This window comes from Rhodococcus sp. MALMAid1271 (assembly GCF_049195265.1).
Taxonomy (GTDB): Bacteria; Actinomycetota; Actinomycetes; order Mycobacteriales; family Mycobacteriaceae; genus Rhodococcoides.
On the sequence record NZ_JBMIRQ010000047.1, the window covers coordinates 1 to 16,242 of the forward strand.

Sequence of the window (16,242 nt, forward strand, 5' to 3'; positions counted from 1 at the left end):
GCTCGACTTGCATGTGTTAAGCACGCCGCCAGCGTTCGTCCTGAGCCAGGATCAAACTCTCCGTAAAAGACTCTCGAAACAACGATCCGAAAACCGTGAATCAGTCATAAACATGAAAGAGTCAAATCACTAGCAAAAAAAACTCAACTAGCATTTCAAAACAACACCCGACAACAACCACCACAAGCGGATAGCTGATACATCGAATGCATACCACCAAAATAAAATTCGGCACTGACATTCATCGACACACTGTTGAGTTCTCAAAGAACACGCACACACCGTCGGCACCGCTTGCGCGGCAACTTCGGGGCTTACACGCTCATACCCCAGACATGACTCATCGTTCTGAATCTTGCCTGGGTGGTTCAGTGCGTACTCCGTACAACCTCGTTGTCCCGGTTTGTGAAGACCGGGTCGGTGTCCGTGTCGCTCTGACTCGACAAAAGTTACGCGAAGACCAACGCTTACGCAAATCGCCTGGTCAGATGTAATTTTCGTGTGAACATCTGACGCGCGGGGTCGATCAGACGATCGCGACGGCGTCGATCTCGACCAACATCTCTTCTCTGGGCAGTCCGGTGAAGACCGTGGTTCTACTCGGGAGGACATCGCCCGTTGTGTTCGCCGCGACGAACTCGCCGTAGGCCCCGTTCATGATCGAGAAGTCCTCGCGCTTGGTCAGGTACACCCTCAACATGACGACGTCGTCGAAGGAAGCGCCGCTGGCCTCCACGATGGCTTTGACATTCTCGAGCGTGCGGGTGGTCTGCGCAGCGACGTCGCCCGGGTACAGGTATTCGTTGGTGACAGGATCGACCGGTCCTTGTCCCGACACCTGGACGAATGGCCCTTTCCGCACTCCCTGGGAGAACGTATGTGCAGGCGCGGGGGCACCACTGGTACGGATTTCGATCTTCTCGCTCACTGTTTTCCTTCGTTCGGTTGATGGGTATTCGTTCGGTCCTGTATTTCGCGAGGATGCCAACCCAGTCCTTCGGAGATGGCGGTCGCTGCCCGTTGCACCTCGGGAAGCGTCGCAAGAACCTGGTCGTGGTCGAGCAGCATGTCGGGAACCGACATCGAGACCGCGGCCACGACGTCGCCTGTTCCATCGCGCACAGCGCAGCCGATGCAGTTGACGAACGATTCGTGCTCCTCCCGGTCCTCCGCGAATCCCTGCTCCAGGACCAGGTCCAGCTCGCGCAGGTATCGCTCGGCCGAGGTGATGGTTCGTTCCGTGAACGGTGTGTACGTGATGCGGTGTGCAATCTGTTCGCGCTCGGCCACGGGCCGCGCCGAGATCAGAATCTTTCCTACCGCCGTGCAATGCAGCGGAGCAGGTTTTCCGACCCGTGAGTACATCCGCACACTCTGTATGGCGTCGAATTTGTCGATGTAGATCACCTCGCCCGCCTCGTAGGTGGCCAGGTGAACGGTTTGACCGGTGACTTTGTTGAGCTCGGCCAGATGCGGCCTGGCAATGCTTCGAATGTCGCGCTGTTCCAGTGCACGGTTTGCCAACTCGAACAGCCTCGAACCCAACTGATACCGGTGATCGACATCGTGTTGGACGAATCTGTCGCCTTCCATCGTACGAAGCAGCCGGAGCACGGTGGTCTTGTGTACGCCGAGAACCGTCGCCAGGTCGTCGAGCGATCTCGATCCGTCACCGAGCAAACCAAGAATGGTCAGCGCTCGCGAGAGACTTTGACTCATTGCAACAACTCCGAACCTCGGGCCGACACCTCTGCGTAATCCACTGCCGCCCAGCCACAGTCGTCGAGTTCGGCCAGTTGCACCAGCACGTCGAGAGGCAGAACCGAGGCTATGTCGCCGTGCCCGGTCAGGGCACCCGCTGCACACAGATGGCCGAAGCGTACGCGTTCGGCGGCACATCTTCCCCACAGCAAGCCTGCCAGGTACCCACCAGCGAAAGCATCTCCCGCACCGATCTTTTCGACAACGTCGAGTCTGAGCGCCGGTACATCGAATCGAGCGGTGCCCTCGAAGGCCGTCACGGTGTGGGCGTCGTTCTTGATCACCAGGTGCCGCGGTTCGGGAAACAACGCGCGGAGCTCGTCCGGGTTCGACGTCCCGAACACCGACTGAGCTTCGTCGGCACCCATGAAGACCACGTCGCTTCCCCGAACATGTTCGCCGAGCACCCCCGGGGCTTCGGCTTCGCGGGACCTCCACAGCGCCGGCCGAAAGTTCAGATCGAAACTGACGACGGCGGGTCGACCCAGCAACTCCCTTGTCAGGTCGGCGGCCGTATTCGAGATGGCAACGGTGATTCCGGTGAAATGGACAAGGTCGGCATCGGACACCAGGACCGAGGCACGTTCGTCGAATCCAGTGGGCGACAGCGCGCTCGCGGCAGAGCCTGCGCGGAAGTACGTCATCGCACTGTCTCCGCGTGCGAGATCGTATTCGGTGCCGGAGCCCGAGCCGCGTTGCTTGATGTACATACCGGTAGGGCGCACGTCGTCGATCGCGACACCCGAGGTGTCGACTCCCGCGGCTGTCAGCTGTCGGACCAGATACCGGCCGAATCCGTCGTCGCCCACCCTGGAGATCCATGCAGCATCGACGCCCAACTGTGCGAACACGCTCGCCACGTTCGCTTCGGCACCTCCGGACATCCGGTGGAACGTGTCCGAGTCTTCCAGCGGGCCCGATTCCGCCACCAGAACGACGAGGCCTTCACCTACACACACCGCTCGTGGTGTTTTCACGTCGATCTCCTCGAACTCTTGCGGAACCCTGCCTGCCGTTGCAGACTACAAACCATAAACACATTGCGCAACTACCGTTGCAAAATACGCAACCACATTGATTCTTCCACGAGAGGGAGACGAACGTGATCGACGCCGCTGCCGTCGAGGCGCTGAATCAGCGAATCCTCGGACCCGAGCACAAAGCACTTCCCCCACGATCGTGGGGCCACACCGTCGAGAGCTTCTTGACGACGGATCCGCGATTGTCCGAGTTCACCACCCCGCTGCTCACCCTCGATCGCTCGCGCATCGCATCGAACATCTCGGTCATGGCCGACTGGGCCGCCCGCGCGGGGATGCTGTTGGCACCCCACGGCAAGACGTCGATGGCTCCTCAACTGTGGAAACAACAGCTCGATGCCGGCAGCTGGGCGATCACCCTGGCCACGGGATGGCAGGTTCAGGTGGCTCGCGCGTTCGGTGTCGAACGGATCATCCTCGCCAATGCGGAGATCGACCCCGTTGCTTTGACGTGGATTGCGGCCGAATTGGATTCGCACACCACCTTCGAGTTCTACTGCTGGGCAGACAGCGTCGCGACGGTCCTCGAGATGGATCGCATTCTCGCGGCACGAGGATCACGACCGGTTTCCGTCATCGTCGAACTCGGCGGCCCGCACGGTCGAACAGGAGCACGAACGGCCGAGGAAGCCACCGCCGTGGCACGCGCGATCGCCGCGTCGTCGCGCCTGACACTGGCAGGCGTCGGCGGCTACGAGGGGGCTTTGAGCCACGACCGCTCGCAACGCGGCCTCGAGGCGGTGCGGACCTACCTCGACAATGTCGCCGACCTCCATCGCACACTCGACGCCGAGGGCCTGTACGGCGAACATGCCATCGTGACCGCAGGCGGCAGCGCCTACCAAGATCTCGTCGTGGATCGGTTGCGAACACTGGCCACGGGCGAGGGCGTGCGTACCGATGTGGTGCTTCGCTCGGGTGCTTACGTGGTGCACGACGACGGCTTCTACTCCCAGATCTCGCCGCTGACTCCCGCGCGAACGGACGCGCCGCTGATGTCGGCGATGCACGGATGGGCTCGCACGGTTTCTCGCCCGGAGCCCGGACTCGCCCTGCTCGATGCAGGTAAACGCGATTTTCCGTTCGACGAGGGAATGCCTGTTGCCCAACATGTTCGAGGGGACGAGATCCTCGACCCAGGTGCCGAGGTGACCGCGTTGAACGACCAACACGCGTTCCTTCGGCTACCCGCCGAAGACGCCACCGCCTTGCCGGTGGGGACCGTCGTGAGACTGGGCCTGTCCCACCCGTGCACCGCCTTCGACAAATGGCGGCTCGTTCCCGTCGTCGACGACGCAGACATCGACGATCCCCGCGTGGTCGATCTCGTCCACACATTCTTCTAGAGAATCGAATCCCCATGCCCAGCATTCTCTTTCGAGGTGTCGATGTCATCGACGGCACCGGATCGCCGCGCCTGCGCCGCGACGTTCTCGTCCGCGACGGAATCATCGCATCGATCACCGAACCCGGAACCGTGCCCGGTGCGGACAGAATCGTCGACGCCTCGCCGGGGCAGGTCCTGTCCCCCGGCTTCATCGATATGCACGCTCATTCCGACCTTCGACTGCTGACCGACCCCGATCATTTCCCGAAAATCAGTCAGGGCGTCACGACCGAGGTCATCGGACAGGACGGCATCGCCTACGCTCCGATCGACGACGCGACACTGGACGTGGTGCGACGTCAGATCGCCGGATGGAACGGCAATCCCGTCGACTTGGACTTCTCGTGGCGTTCGGTCTCGGAGTACCTCGCTCGGCTCGACCGGGGTATCACTCCGAACGCGGCATATCTCGTTCCGCAGGGCACACTGCGCTATCTCGCGGTGGGCCCCGATCAGCGACCCGCTACAGCGCGCGAGATCGCTCACATGCAGGAGTTGTTGGCGCAGGGCTTGCACGAGGGCGCAGTCGGCATGTCCAGCGGGTTGACGTACACGCCCGGAATGTACGCGGACACCAGCGAATTGCACGCACTGTGCGAGGTGGTCGCGGACTTCGGTGGGTTCTACGCTCCGCACACCAGGTCGTACGGCGCGGGGGCGCTCGAGGCTTACCAGGAAATGCTCGATCTCTCCCGAGGTACGGGATGCGCACTGCATCTGACCCATGCAACGATGAACTTCGGCGTCAATCGGGGCCGGGCACGGGAGTTCTTGGACCGTGTCGATTCCGCGATCGCGGACGGATGCGATGTCACCCTCGATTCGTACCCGTATCTACCCGGAGCCACCACTTTGTCTGCCCTACTGCCGAGTTGGGCGATGTCGGGTGGGCCGGACCGAGCCCTGGAACGTCTCGACGATCCGGACATTCGCCGACGCATCACACAGGACGTCGACGTCGACGGCTCCGACGGTTGCCACGGAGTCACGGTCGAATGGGACACCATCGAACTCAGTGGTGTGGCCAATCCCGAACTCGATCGCTACGTCGGGCGGACGATGTCCGATATCGCAGCCGACGAGGGACGCGCACCGGTGGACGTGTTCTTCGACTTCCTTCGGCGCGACGCCTTGGCCACGACCATTCTGCAGCACGTCGGGCACGAGGAGAACGTGCGCGAGATCATGGCGCATCCGCACCATATGGGCGGCAGCGACGCGATTCTGGTGGGCGACAAGCCACATCCACGCGCCTGGGGAACCTTTCCACGCTATCTCGGACACTACGTGCGCGACGAGCAACTGCTGTCGCTCGAGGACTGCATCAATCACCTGACCGGTCGGCCGGCTGCGCGGCTCCGGCTGCAGGGACGCGGCACGATCACCGAAGGGTACGCAGCCGACCTGGTGCTATTCGATCCTGCTGCCGTTCGCGATACCGCCACCTTCGAGCAACCGAAGCAACAAGCCGAGGGCATCGTCCACGTCATGGTCAATGGCGCATTCGCGATCGATGATCGCCTCCCCACCCACTCACTGGCAGGGCGCGCCCTGCGGATGGATTCCACCGGAAAGCAGACGTCATGAACGCACTGTCGACGATTCTCGAGGACCGCGCCCTGTCGGTGGTCCGCGCCCCTCACATCTCCGATCCTGCGGCACTGGCAGATGCGCTCGCGCGCGGCGGAATTCGCGCGATGGAGCTCACCTTCACCACTCCGAACGTCCTCGAGCTGATCCGCGCTGCGTCGGCGTCGGGTGCCGTTGTCGGGGCGGGGACCGTTCTGACCGCCGATCAGGCCCGACAGGCGGTCGACGCGGGAGCCGGCTTCGTCGTGACGCCCGGGCTGCGACCGGATGTCGCGGCGATCGTCGCTGACGCAGGTATCCCGCTGATGATGGGTGCGCTGACTCCGTCCGAGGTGATGACCGCCCTCGACCTCGGGGCTGACGCGGTCAAGATATTTCCGGCACGAGCAGTAGGACCTGCATATTTCAAGGATTTGCTCGGCCCCTTTCCGGGCGCGCAACTCGTTCCGTCCGGCGGCGTCAACGCAGGTAACGCCGCACAATTCCTCGCATCCGGTGCCGTGGCAGTGACTGCAGGCACCGATGTGGTGTCACCGGCGTCGGTCGCCGAGGCCAGGTGGGACGACATCACCACACGAGCGCAGGCGTTCGTGGCAGCTATCAGTGCAGACATCAAGGAAGGCACGTCATGAATTCTGTGGTCGACTGGCTCAGAACCTCCACACCTGGTCTACTCGTGTTGTGCGGCATCGCAATTGCCGTGCTATTGGTAGTCATCATCAAGGTCAAACTCGAACCGTTCATCGCACTGCTCATCGTCGGCCTCGGATTGGCGCTGGCTGCGGGTTTGCCGGTCAACGAGATCGTCGGCACCGCGATCAAGAGCAACGAATCACTTCTCGAAACCGGATTCGGTGGCATTCTCGGCCACATCGCGGTGATCATCGGGCTCGGCACGGTCCTCGGTGCGATCCTCGAAAAATCTGGCGGCGCACAGGCATTGACCGCCAAACTACTGGGGGTGTTCGGAGAACGCGGCGCACCGGTAGCGATGGGCCTGCTGGGCTTGATCTTCGGCATCCCGGTGTTCTTCGACATCGGCATCTTCGTCTTGGCACCGCTGGTCTACGTTGCAGCACGACAGGGCGGAAAGTCGTTGGTGCTGTACGCGTTGCCGATGTTGGCCGGCCTGTCCATGACTCACGCATTCTTGCCGCCACACCCAGGGCCGGTTGCCCTCGGCGGGCTGCTCGAAGTGAACCTGGGCTGGCTCATCCTGTTCGGGTTCGTTTGCGGAATACCGGGTTTCATCGCCGCAGGCCTGGCCTGGGGTAGCTGGATCGGCAAGCGTGTCATCGTCGACGTCCCCGATGACTTCATCAACGACGGTGACGACGACGCGACCGGTGGTGGTGGCACGGGGGCCGTCGCCACCACCAAGCGCCCGGTCGTCACGACGCCTCCGTCGGTGGGAACCATCGGAGCGATCATCGCAGTTCCGTTGGTGTTGATCCTCGGTGCCACGTTCGGCAGCATCCTGCTCGATCCGGGCAATCTCCTCGAGGTGCTGACGTTCTTCGGCACACCGGCAGTCGCGTTGCTCATCGCAGTGCTGATCGCGTTCTACGTTCTGGGTATCCGTCGCGGGTCCACCGTCCAGGAGCTCAGCAAGTTGACCGGAGAATCGCTGCGGCCGGTGGGAATGCTGCTGCTCGTCGTCGGGGCCGGTGCATTCTTCGGAAAGGTCATCTCCGCCACGGGCATCGGGACGGCGCTGGCAGACACCATGGCGGCTGCAGGCCTACCCATCATCGTGTTGGCCTACATCATCAGTTGCGCGCTCAGAGTCGCTCAGGGCTCGGCGACTGTGGCCATCGTGACGACCGGCGGCATCGTCGGACCATTGGTGGCAGCGCAGGATTACTCGGCACCGGCCGTCGCGCTCATTGCCATGTCCATCGCAGCGGGTTCGATCATCGCCAGCCACGTCAACGACGGTGGCTTCTGGATCATCGCGAAGTTCTTCAATATGACCGTCAAACAGACGCTGCAGACGTGGACCGTACTCGAGACGATCCTGTCAGTGGTCAGCTTCGCGGTCGCGGGAATTCTCTTCGCGATCATCGCCTGAGGCGGTGGCGCGATCGGATGTCACTGGTGGCAGCCGGTCGCGCCACTGGGTCCGCACCTGGTCACCGACGAAGTGGGTGTTCTCCGCCGACATCTCCCGACTGCCCGATCGTCCGACGAGATCGTCGATTCGGTCGTCGAGACTGTGGGCGCGGGCCATCGCGTCGGAGGTGCGTGCCTCGTCTTCGGAGGACTCGACCAGATTCGCGAGCCGCACCAGCGCCGCCACCCGGCCGGTCAGCTGAGTCCACACCACTTCCAGTGCGCCACGACGTGATTCGACTTGGGCGGCCGTCTCCTCGTCGACCATCGTCTCGCCGATTCGGTTCAGCTCGTTCGCCACGGTCCGCAAAGACGAGGCATCGACCGAGATCTCGGTGAGCTCGACGAACAGATCGAGTTGATTGCGCTGGATCTCGAACACCGTGGACTGCCACGCCGGGGAACGACGTATTCGGTCGAACGACGTGCCCGCAAGAAACAGCAGGGTGTCGTACCGGTCGACGAAGCGGTCGTCCTTGCGATCGACGAACTGATCGACCACCCCGGTGGCCCACTCGACCTGCTCTGCCAGTGGAGTCCGCCGCGCAAACGTGCCGACCCGGTCCGTCGCCGCGTCGACCAGGGAAAGGCCACGTTCGGCAACAGGCCCGAACTTTCGCGGCGCGGGCGTCTGCATCAACGCATCGAAGACCGAATCGCGCTGGTCGAGATCGAGGTGCACGCCGTCTCGACGTTCCTTGCGCGCCGCCCGCACCCCAGCGGCATAGTGCCGATTCGACATCACCACGGTCGTGCGCTGGTGGCTGATGCGCTTGGTCAACTCGGCCACTCGAATTCGGTACACCAGCGACGAACCGGGCTTGTTGGTCGTGTCCTTGGCGCGCCACCGATCGCGCTCGTCCACGAGGTGTCGCAGAGTCCCGAATCCCCCGATCGATGGCAGCGAGCGCCCGGCGTGCCATCGGTTGACGAGAACGGCTCGTGTGGCCGCGTCCACCCGGCCGGCCGCGATTGCGATGGCACTCGCGTCGGACAGCGGTTCCGAATGACCGGGTAAACGGCAATCGGCACAGCGACTGTGTACCTCGGCGTCGAACCGAGCGCGCTGCTCGGCCGACTCGCTACCGTCATACCTGGACATCGTCTCTCCTCGGTCGGGCCGATCACGTCCGACCTAGCCGACGGATCGCTCGTGTTCGAGTGTTCCAGAAGGTCAGATCAGCCCGCGTAACGATTGCTCGGTCTGCGGCTTCTTCTCGGCAAGGAGTGTGCGCGCCACGTCGAGGCCTTCCCAGACGTTCCACATGAGCACTCCTCGAACCACGGCCTGATCGTCGAGGTAGTAGACGACGCCTTCCTTGCCTACCGACTTCCAGTCCTCGATGGTGCTCATGGACGTCGATACCGTGCCGATCGCCTGGTACCCGTCGTCGTAGATATCGGAGTAGAAGTACGGCGTGTACGAGTACGGCTCGGCCGCACCTGCCATGTTGCGTCCGGCAGCTTTGCCCATCTCGGTGGCGTTGTCGACATGCTCGACGCGTCGGCGACCGAGAATCGCGTCGGGATAGTTCGCTACGTCACCGGCGGCGTAGACATGTTCGTCCGCCGTCCTCAGCAGTTCGTCCACCACGATTCCGTCGTCCACCGCCAGCCCGGCACCGTCGGCGAGTTCGGTGCGGGGCTGCACGCCCAGCCCGAACACGGCACCGTCGGCCTCCAGGGTGGTTCCGTCGTCGAGTTGCAGTTGGACACGAGCCGACGCTTCTGCACCGGCCGTGACCTTCGTTGCCCGGCGCACGGTCACGCCGTGCTCGGCAAACCCTTTGTCGAACCCGGCGGCCAGGGTCGGCGGAAACATGTGTGCGCCGAGTATGTCCGCGGAGGTGACCAGCGTGACTTTCACACCCTGAAGCGACAGGGCCGACGCGAGTTCGGTGCCGATGTACCCGCCGCCGACGACGGCGATGTGCTCGGCAGTCTTCGTCAGTTCGCGCAGTGCCCGGTAGTCGGAAAAGGTACGGAAATAGACCACTCGCGGGCTGGGAGCGAGATCGATGCGCATCGGTTCGGCACCCGTCGCGAGGAGGAGGTCCCCGTATTCGTAATGATCTCCCGATTCGGTCGTCACGCTCGCGCGTGATCGGTCCACCGACGCAACCGAAACTCCGGTGTGTACCTGAGCGCCGGTGTCGGAGGCGGTGTCGAGCGGAACCTGATCGCGGCCGAACTCCGAATCCGTCCACAGCTTCTTCGACAGTGCCGGCCGTGTGTACGGCTCATCGGGGTCGGCTCCGAGTATTCCGATGGAACCGGTGCCGTCGATCTCGCGAATACCGCGAGCCGCACTGTCGGCAACCATTCCCCCGCCGATGATCAGGTAGTCGTAGCGCATCGTTCACTCCTCGAAAGGTCGACGTGTTCGATTCGGGGTACCCGAAACGCCTCGGGAACAACCCGGCGCACACGTGCCCGGCGGACCGCCGACGAGGAATCGGGCGGAGTGTATCGAGCATCACACCTCCAGATGGTTGGCCCAGGCCCGCCGAGTGGGCATGTTGGTTCGGGCGACTGAAGATCGTTCTGACTCGAGACGAGCTGTAACGGTTCCGTCCGGCCGAACGACTCACACCTCAGGACGCGAACAAAAGGAGACGATGTGACTGTTCAGATCGATTCGCTGGCAATCGGCACCGACACTGCCGATGTTGCGACAGCAGACGTCGACCAGCTCTTCGACGAGGTTTCAACGCTGGACGCCACCATCCTCGACGCCATCGAGCGCCGTACCCAATTGGCCCGCACTCTTGCTGCGTCGAGTTTCGAGGCCGCCCGCTCGGAGAACGCAGCAGACTCGTTCGACGATCTCGGCACCGACGGCCGCGTCTTTTCACGGATGCTGTCGCGTCTTGCTCAGATAACCCGGTAACGCTTCACACTCCCCCTTCGGCTTCGTAGTCCGCGACCCCGTCGAGCTCGGCTCGGCGGGGTCGTGTTGTGTCAGCAGGGACGTGCCCGGTGATTTTCGTGATCGGCACCTGTCAGTAGGAGCAAGGCCGTCGTACGACGGTTGTCGTCCGCTTGCTTCCCGCAGAGAAGGTGCATTCGATGTCCCGTTTGCTGTTCGCCAACATGCCTGTCCGTGATGTCGTCGCCACCCGTTCGTTCTTCGAGGGCCTTGGATTCGCCTTCAACGACGTCTTCAGCGACGAGAACACCGCCTCCATGATCGTCAGCGACCAGGCGACGGTGATGTTTCTGGCCACTTCACGTTTCGAGGACTTCATCTCCGACGCGATCTGCGACACCGGCTCGGCCCGTGAGGTCCTGATGTGCATCTCGGCCGACAGCCGCGAGGAGGTGGATTCGCTCACCGACGCAGCGATCGCTGCGGGTGGATCCCCGTGGATGGAGCCCCAGGACCACGGGTTCATGTACGGCCGGGCATTCCGAGACCTCGACAATCACGTCTGGGAAGTGATGTGGATGGACCCGTCAGCCATTCCGCAGAGCTGACCGGCAGGTGTCAGAGGCGGTCGGGTAGGCCGAATCGATCGAACAGGGACAGATCGAAGAAGCAGGCCACGTGCCCGACCCCTCGCGCATCGACATCGAGCACGTGCAGCTGGAACGGCCGGTGCACGCCGTCCTCGCCTTTCATGTACAGCCCGTATGCGGGTTGTCCGTTGGCTGCTGTCGGCACCATCCGCATATCGCCTGCTCCGTTCGCCGGGCAGTTGTTTCGGATGAGGGATCCGATCGTCTCGGCACCCTGATACCACCCCACGAACGGTGGCATCTCCCACACGGCGTCCGAGGTGAACAGCGTCACCAGGCCGTCGATGTCGTAACTCTCGAAGCACTCCACGTATCGAGTGAGCATGTCCTGCATCGCCGCGGATTCGATGGGCTCGACATCGTCGAGCTCGGGCGCGATCTCGTCCAGTCGCTCGCGGGCTCGCTGCAACAGACTGTTGACCGCAGTTGTCGTTGTCGCAAGAACCTCCGCGACCTCGGACGCTTTCCATTGCAACACCTCGCGCATCAGCAGAACGGCGCGCTGCCGAGACGACAGATGCTGCAGGGATGCAACGAAGGCCAGGCGCACGGATTCCTTCGCCACCAGGATTGCGGCGGGATCACTCGAGTCCCCCAGCTCGGAATCGGCAATGGGTTCGAGCCAGGCAATCTCGTTGTTCTGCACGAGTTCGTCGGTCGGACCGGAACTCGGCGCACCCAAGCCCGTAGGGAGCGGACGCTTCGACCTACCGTCCAGAGCGGTCAGGCAGGTATTGGTGGCAATTCGGTACAACCACGTACGCAGCGAGGAGCGGCCCTCGTACTTCTCGTACCCTCGCCATGCCCGAATGTACGTTTCCTGCAGTAGGTCCTCGGCGTCGTGGATCGATCCGGTCATGCGGTAGCAGTGCGCGAGCAGCTCGCGTCGGAACGGATCGAACTGTGCCAGGAAGTCATCCTGCTGCAGTGAGGCCGCGGTCATGCGCTAGAGCCTAAACCGCTGGCCGATACGCCACAGCTCGAACGCGCGCCGCGCCGCGGATTGCCCGCCGATCTGGGTTAATGTCGGCATCGTGACTTCGGGAGCGAGCATCGACGAGCTGGTGGAGGAGCTGTATCTGCAACGCCGCCGAGCGTGGGAAGCCGCTCTCGTCACCGCGCAGAACTTCCTCGAGACCATCGCCGACGAAATTCTCGAGGACGTCGATCGAGACCGACTCAACGCACAGACCGCACGAATCAAGGACCCAGGAAGATCGGCCGACAAATTGCGTCGGTACGTCTCCGAGGGCCGCGTGAGTGAGCCCTCGGAGGCCGATGCCGTCGCCGAGGCACTTCCCGATCTCGTCGGCGTCAAGGTGTTGTGCAAGACCCCGCGCGACCAACTGAGTTTCGTTGCTGCGCTCGAGCGTGCCTGCAACGACCCGGAATGCTCGGTTCGGTTCGCGCAACCACCCACCGATTACGTCGCTTTCCCCAAGCCGAGCGGTTACCGCGCATATCACGCCGTACTGGTGGTCAGGGTGGCAACGCATCAGGGTGACCTCGACGTGAAAGTGGAGGTTCAAGTCAAGACACGTCTACAGGACGCGTGGGGCGAGCTGACCCACGAGGACATGTACAAACCCGGTGAGGCCCTCAAACCGACCAAGAAGCACACCGATTACGCCGCGCATATGGCCCACTTGCTCGACCAGGTGGATGCGATGGCCGACGATCTCGCCGCTCAACTCGATTCGCTGACCGCTGCATCCAAGGAAGGCAACGTACTCGACACCGACCCCATCCCGAAAGACCCGGACTTCGTTCACGCGCGGGTCACTCGCACCGGGCCGCGGTATGCGTTGGCCGTCGGCCCGGACGGTCGCCGCGGGCTCGTACCCGCTCGCTCGGTGAAGGCCGTCATCGGCTCGACCGACCGCATCGCGGTCAACGACTATCTCGAAGTGGGCGACTACATCGACGTCGTTGTCGAGGATTCCGAGGACGCGCTCTACTACCATCTCACTTCGCAGCCGCCGCGCTACAGGCCGGCGAAGAAGCGCAAGCAGTGACCTGCACTTCTCAGGAACATCTCACGTCGGTCCGGTAAACATTTCTTCTCGTGACCACTACCGAGAGATCCACGGTCGTCACCGAAGTCGACACAGCGACCCATCCGACCAAGACCGACGACCGGATTGCGAGATTCCGCACTGCCGAGACGATGGTGCCTGCCATTGCGTTCGCCGTTCTGGCACCCCTGTATGCGGTGATGTCCGTGCTGGGCCATCGTCAGCTCCGTACGTCCGGCTTCGACCTGGGGATTTTCGTCCAGCAGATCGCGTCGTACTCGCAGTTTCGTGCACCCACGTCCGACCTGCTGGGCACCGGCTACAACACACTCGGCGATCACTTCTCCCCCATCACCGCACTGCTCGGTCCCGTCTATCGGGTGTTTCCGCACGCCGAGACGTTGTTGATCGCGCAAGCGGTGTTGTTCGCGTTGGCCGTGATCCCGATCAGCCGGCTTGCGGTGCAGAAATTCGGCACGGTCATCGGGATCGTGATCGCCGCGGCGTTCGGACTGTCGTGGGGTGTTCAGGCAGCGCTGAACTTCGACTTCCACGAGGTGGCGTTCGCGATGCCGCTGCTGGCCATGTCCATGGTCGCGCTGGTTCGTCGACGCTGGCTACCGGCTCTGGCCTGGGCTCTGCCGCTGGTGTTCGTCAAAGAGGACATGGGTTTGACAGTGGTCGTGATCGGAGCGCTGGTGGCGCTGTGGACGACCGGACGAACCCGAGTCCTGGGTGTGCTGACCGCCGTGTGGGGTCTGACCTGGGTAGTTCTCGCCGTCAAAGTGATCATCCCGCTGCTGAGCGCGGACAATTCATACGACCAGGGGTCGAAGCTGCCTCCTCTGGGTGAAGGTATCGCGGATACCGCGCACGGCCTGGTTGCGGGCGATTCTCGGGCGGCGACGGCCTTTCTGCTGCTCGCGGTCACCGGCTTCTTCGCTCTTCGCTCCCCTCTGCTGCTGATCGCCGTCCCGACGGTCGCGTGGCGGTTCCTCAGTGACAACACCAACTTCTGGAAGCCGATCTATCACTACAACGCGATTTTGATGGTCATCGTGTTCGTCGCACTGCTCGATGCGCTGGCGCGCAGCCACCGGCACGGCCAGCTCACGGCGCGCGGCAGGAACAGCATCGTCGCGTTCGTGGCCGTGTTCGCGGTCGTCGCGCTACCGTTCCTGCCCATGTCGCGCATCGTGCACGCGCAGGAATGGACGATCGATCCGCAGGCCGCGACTGCTCGGGACATTTCGAGTTGGATCCCTGCCGGCGACCGGGTTGCGGCGTCGAACAATCTCGTCGCCCAATTGGTCGCCGATCATGCCGTATCGGTCTTTCCGCAGCGCGCAACGGATTCGACCGTCCCGGACTGGATCGTCGTCAACCGCGAACGGCCTGCGGGATGGCCCGCCGACGAGAGCGGCGATCGCCAGGCGATCGATCGGGCGCTGTCGAGCGGCTACGACCTCGTCTACGAGGTCGACGGGATCGAGGTCTTGCACCGCGAGTGACGACGTCCTACTAGGGTTTGTTGGCATCGACCCACCGCGACGACCGCAAGGCAGGTACAGAACATCGACGCTCGAACCGGCGATCTCGGCGCCACCAAGACCGCATCGAAGCGTTCACCGTGGAACAGAAAGAACCCTTACCGCGCACAGGTGCTGAGCAACCGACTCCTGTCCGGGCCCGACTCCGCGAAAGAAGTTCGGCACTTCGCCATCGGACTGGGCGACAGTGGTATCACCTACGAAGCCGGCGACGGATTCGGCATCAAACCCGTCAACGACGCTGCACTGGTCTCTGCCGTCATCGCGCGACTCGGAGTGCCCGCGGACGTTCCGGTTCACACGAAATCGGGTGAGATCACCCTGACTCAGGCACTGACGACCGACTACGAAATCGGAATCCCGTCCGTGGACCTCATCGAGGCCGTGGCGGAAACAGCGGGCAACGCCGAACTCGACCACGTTCTGCAAAACGGCGACCGGGCGTCCTTCGACGCCTGGACGTGGGGTCGCGATGTCGTGGACGTTCTGGATCTCGATCCGTCCCTCGCTCTCGATCCGGCCGAATTCCTCGGTTTGCTTCGTCCGTTGCAACATCGGGTGTACTCGATCTCGTCGTCTCCGACAGCACACGAAGGCACTGTGCACCTGACGGTCTCGACCGTCAGGTATCGGTCGGCCGAGCGTGACCGCGGTGGCGTCTGCTCGACGTACCTGGCCGACAGAGTGGGCGAGGCGCAGGAGGCCGGTGTGTTCCTGTCGGCCAACAAGTCGTTCCGACTCCCCTCCGACGACACCCCGATCATCATGATCGGGCCCGGCACCGGGGTCGCACCGTTTCGAGCGTTTCTGCACGAGCGCCGAGCGCGCGGTGCCACGGGCAAGAATTGGTTGTTCTTCGGCGATCAGCACCGGTCGAGCGATTTCCTGTACGAGGACGAGCTCGTCGAGTTCGAGCGTGACGGCCTGCTGACTCGACTCGATGTGGCCTTCTCTCGTGATCAGCACGAGAAGATCTACGTTCAACACCGCATGCGCGAGGCGGGAGCGCAGTTGTTCGACTGGCTCGAATCGGGCGCGCATCTCTATGTCTGCGGTGATGCGGCCCGCATGGCGAAGAGCGTCGACGAGGCTGTGCACGACATCGTTGCCGAACACGGCGGCCGCTCTCCCGACGCTGCCGAGGACTACGTCGACGAACTCAAGCGATCCAAGCGCTACCTGCGGGACGTCTACTGACCGACGTGTTCTTGTCGGACCCCCTCACTACGGTCTGACTTCACAGGCATCAGTTCTCGTCCGAGAAGAGG

The 16,242-nt window shown here is 62.9% G+C and carries 15 protein-coding genes and 1 rRNA gene; 9 read left to right on the forward strand and 7 right to left on the reverse strand.

From position 1 onward, the window contains the following. The 4 genes from ACOQFP_RS03765 to ACOQFP_RS03780 form a co-directional block, all read right to left on the reverse strand. Positions 1–67: ribosomal RNA gene (locus tag ACOQFP_RS03765) — 16S ribosomal RNA — on the reverse strand; the annotation flags it as partial. Between the two features lie 459 nt (positions 68–526). After that, positions 527–928, reverse strand: a complete 402-nt coding sequence (locus ACOQFP_RS03770; RefSeq protein ID WP_206490787.1) for a RidA family protein — start codon at positions 926–928, stop codon at positions 527–529. Further along, on the reverse strand, positions 925–1,719 hold the full coding sequence (locus ACOQFP_RS03775) for an IclR family transcriptional regulator (protein WP_421583494.1): 795 nt from the start codon (positions 1,717–1,719) through the stop codon (positions 925–927). The genes ACOQFP_RS03770 and ACOQFP_RS03775 overlap by 4 nt, the downstream gene beginning before the upstream one ends. After that, positions 1,716–2,738, reverse strand: coding sequence for a sugar kinase (locus ACOQFP_RS03780; protein ID WP_421583495.1), 1,023 nt, complete (start codon positions 2,736–2,738; stop codon positions 1,716–1,718). Before ACOQFP_RS03780 ends, ACOQFP_RS03775 begins: the two co-directional genes overlap by 4 nt. Before the next feature lie 125 nt (positions 2,739–2,863). Here ACOQFP_RS03780 and ACOQFP_RS03785 point away from each other — a divergent pair, with 125 nt between their 5' ends. Genes ACOQFP_RS03785 through ACOQFP_RS03800 form a run of 4 tightly spaced genes read left to right on the forward strand, consistent with a single transcriptional unit; the run spans position 2,864 to position 7,849 of the window. Beyond that, the gene (locus ACOQFP_RS03785; protein ID WP_421583496.1) at positions 2,864–4,147 is read left to right on the forward strand and encodes an amino acid deaminase; all 1,284 of its coding nucleotides are present in this window, start codon (positions 2,864–2,866) and stop codon (positions 4,145–4,147) included. 14 nt (positions 4,148–4,161) lie between these two features. Continuing rightward, complete coding sequence (locus tag ACOQFP_RS03790; protein ID WP_421583497.1) at positions 4,162–5,775, forward strand: N-acyl-D-amino-acid deacylase family protein; 1,614 nt, start codon at positions 4,162–4,164, stop codon at positions 5,773–5,775. After that, complete coding sequence (locus ACOQFP_RS03795) at positions 5,772–6,410, forward strand: bifunctional 4-hydroxy-2-oxoglutarate aldolase/2-dehydro-3-deoxy-phosphogluconate aldolase (protein ID WP_421583498.1); 639 nt, start codon at positions 5,772–5,774, stop codon at positions 6,408–6,410. Before ACOQFP_RS03790 ends, ACOQFP_RS03795 begins: the two co-directional genes overlap by 4 nt. Continuing rightward, positions 6,407–7,849, forward strand: coding sequence for a GntP family permease (locus ACOQFP_RS03800; protein WP_206490792.1), 1,443 nt, complete (start codon positions 6,407–6,409; stop codon positions 7,847–7,849). The genes ACOQFP_RS03795 and ACOQFP_RS03800 overlap by 4 nt, the downstream gene beginning before the upstream one ends. Here ACOQFP_RS03800 and ACOQFP_RS03805 read toward each other — a convergent pair. Together ACOQFP_RS03805 and ACOQFP_RS03810 are read right to left on the reverse strand one after the other, a co-directional pair. Then, on the reverse strand, positions 7,799–8,992 hold the full coding sequence (locus tag ACOQFP_RS03805) for a hypothetical protein (protein WP_421583499.1): 1,194 nt from the start codon (positions 8,990–8,992) through the stop codon (positions 7,799–7,801). The genes ACOQFP_RS03800 and ACOQFP_RS03805 overlap by 51 nt on opposite strands. A 72-nt stretch (positions 8,993–9,064) precedes the next feature. Continuing rightward, positions 9,065–10,246, reverse strand: a complete 1,182-nt coding sequence (locus ACOQFP_RS03810) for an NAD(P)/FAD-dependent oxidoreductase (protein ID WP_421583500.1) — start codon at positions 10,244–10,246, stop codon at positions 9,065–9,067. 264 nt (positions 10,247–10,510) lie between these two features. Here ACOQFP_RS03810 and ACOQFP_RS03815 point away from each other — a divergent pair, with 264 nt between their 5' ends. Together ACOQFP_RS03815 and ACOQFP_RS03820 are read left to right on the forward strand one after the other, a co-directional pair. Then, positions 10,511–10,780 carry a hypothetical protein gene (locus ACOQFP_RS03815; RefSeq protein WP_206490795.1) on the forward strand — a complete coding sequence of 90 codons (270 nt, stop codon included), beginning with the start codon at positions 10,511–10,513 and terminating at the stop codon, positions 10,778–10,780. A gap of 179 nt (positions 10,781–10,959) precedes the next feature. After that, positions 10,960–11,367: a VOC family protein gene (locus tag ACOQFP_RS03820; RefSeq protein ID WP_206490796.1), complete on the forward strand. Its 408-nt coding sequence runs from the start codon at positions 10,960–10,962 to the stop codon at positions 11,365–11,367. A gap of 10 nt (positions 11,368–11,377) precedes the next feature. Here the strand turns inward: ACOQFP_RS03820 and ACOQFP_RS03825 are convergent, their stop codons facing one another. Further along, positions 11,378–12,352 (reverse strand): sigma-70 family RNA polymerase sigma factor, encoded by a 975-nt coding sequence (locus ACOQFP_RS03825; protein WP_206490797.1) that lies wholly within the window; start codon positions 12,350–12,352, stop codon positions 11,378–11,380. A 91-nt stretch (positions 12,353–12,443) separates the two neighbouring features. On the opposite strand from ACOQFP_RS03825, the gene ACOQFP_RS03830 reads away from it, so the two are divergent. The 3 genes from ACOQFP_RS03830 (at position 12,444) to ACOQFP_RS03840 (ending at position 16,171) form a co-directional block, all read left to right on the forward strand. After that, positions 12,444–13,424 carry a RelA/SpoT protein gene (locus ACOQFP_RS03830; RefSeq protein WP_206490798.1) on the forward strand — a complete coding sequence of 327 codons (981 nt, stop codon included), beginning with the start codon at positions 12,444–12,446 and terminating at the stop codon, positions 13,422–13,424. 50 nt (positions 13,425–13,474) lie between these two features. Then, positions 13,475–14,935 (forward strand): DUF2079 domain-containing protein, encoded by a 1,461-nt coding sequence (locus ACOQFP_RS03835; RefSeq protein ID WP_421583501.1) that lies wholly within the window; start codon positions 13,475–13,477, stop codon positions 14,933–14,935. Between the two features lie 63 nt (positions 14,936–14,998). Next, complete coding sequence (locus ACOQFP_RS03840) at positions 14,999–16,171, forward strand: sulfite reductase subunit alpha (protein ID WP_421583542.1); 1,173 nt, start codon at positions 14,999–15,001, stop codon at positions 16,169–16,171. The last annotated feature ends 71 nt before the right edge of the window (positions 16,172–16,242 follow it).